This window comes from Serratia sp. A07 (assembly GCF_058725505.1).
The window spans coordinates 1-1509 of record NZ_JBZXDO010000088.1; the positions used below are offsets into that span (position 1 = coordinate 1).

Genomic DNA, 1509 nt, shown 5'->3' on the forward strand with positions numbered 1-1509 from the left:
TCCACGCTGCAGGCGGCCATTGCAAAAGCGCGCGGCAAGACCGCGGGCAAGGCGGACAAATGAAACGCCCTGGCATGGCTGATGTCGCAGTGGCGCTTGCCCTGGCCCTGGCCTGCGGTGTTGCACAGGCGAAAGATCCGACCTGCGACGGTCGCTGGATGAACCCCATCACCGATATCTGCTGGAAGTGCCTGTTCCCGATGACCATCGGCAAGACCGAACTGTCCAAGGGTGACCTGCCGGATACCAGTAACCCCAGCTCGCCGATACAGCTTTGTCCGGCGCCGCCGCCGCTTTTTCAGCGGCCCGGCATCGCCATCGGGTTCTGGGAGCCGTTCGCCATCAGTGACGTCACGCGCGCCCCCGGCTGCATGGTCAATATGGGCGGGTTTTCCATTCCCATCCCGAAAGTGGGTACCGGTACGGGAACCAAGTTGGGCGTGAATAATCCCGGCACCTTCTATCACGTTCACTGGTACAAGTACCCGCTCATCAGCTGGCTCAACATCATCACCTCCGTCGGCTGCATGCAGGGCGGTGAATACGACATCGCCTACATGTCGGAGCTTGATCCGATGTGGAAAGACGACTCGCTGGCGCTGTTTATCAGTCCGGAAGCCATATTGTTCGCCAATCCGGTGGCGCAAATGGCCTGCGCGGCCGATGCCATCGCCGCCGAGGTGCGCAAGCCGCTGGATGCGCTGTTCTGGTGTGCCGGCGGCCACGGCTCGATGTACCCGTTTTCCGGCAACCTGGTCAACGAGAGCAGCGGCCTCAACAGCGGCATTTTGCTGACCGAGCGCATGAATTTCAAACTGCACCGCCAGGGGATGATCTGGGACACCATCGGCGCCAACCGGGCGGTCTGCTACGAGTATCCGACCGTCATCATGCCCAAAAGCCGCTACCGCTATCAGATGGTCAACACGGTGCCCGACGCCAATGCGTGCCATCCGCTGGGGCGCAGCGTGATGCGCTGGCAGCTGGGCAAAGAGAAGCCAACCACCAAGAAGAACTACGGGTACCTGATATGGAAAAAACGCAATTGCGTCGTGCTCTGATGCTGCCGGCCTTGATGCTTGCCCTGGGGGCGCAGGCGGAGGAACGCAGCCGTCCGCTTGACCAGACTCCGGACGAGGTCGCCTATTTCGTCTCGTTCTCCATCCCTGAAAAAAGCCTGGTTGCGCTGCTGCGCGGCGCACAGCGCGAGAAGGTACCGGTGTACCTGCGCGGGCTGGTCAATGACGACATGAAAGCCACCGCGCAGGCGGTCTACCGGCTGGAGAACACGTATGGCGTTGGCAGCGTCAATATCGACCCGCTGCGGTTCGCTCATTACGGCATTGCGAGCGTGCCGGCATTGGTCAGGCGCTGCGGCGAGAAGTTTGACGTGGTGTACGGCAATCTGGCCGTGCGCGACGGGCTGGAGCTTATCGATGCGCGCGGCGAGTGCGCCAAAACGCGCAGCACCCAACAACCACAATAAAAAGAGCAGGACCAATACCGGGG

General features: G+C 61.5%; 2 protein-coding genes. Both read left to right on the top strand.

Annotated features, from left to right (window positions below; translation table 11 throughout):
* Positions 1 to 74: 74 nt before the first annotated feature.
* Entirely contained in the window at positions 75 to 1061 is a 987-nt protein-coding gene (gene traU, locus AC4PR2_RS27620; protein WP_492175875.1) for a conjugal transfer pilus assembly protein TraU, read from the top strand.
* Complete coding sequence (trbC, locus tag AC4PR2_RS27625) at positions 1031 to 1486, top strand: type-F conjugative transfer system pilin assembly protein TrbC (RefSeq protein WP_492175876.1); 456 nt, start codon at positions 1031 to 1033, stop codon at positions 1484 to 1486. The genes traU and trbC overlap by 31 nt, the downstream gene beginning before the upstream one ends.
* The last annotated feature ends 23 nt before the right edge of the window (positions 1487 to 1509 follow it).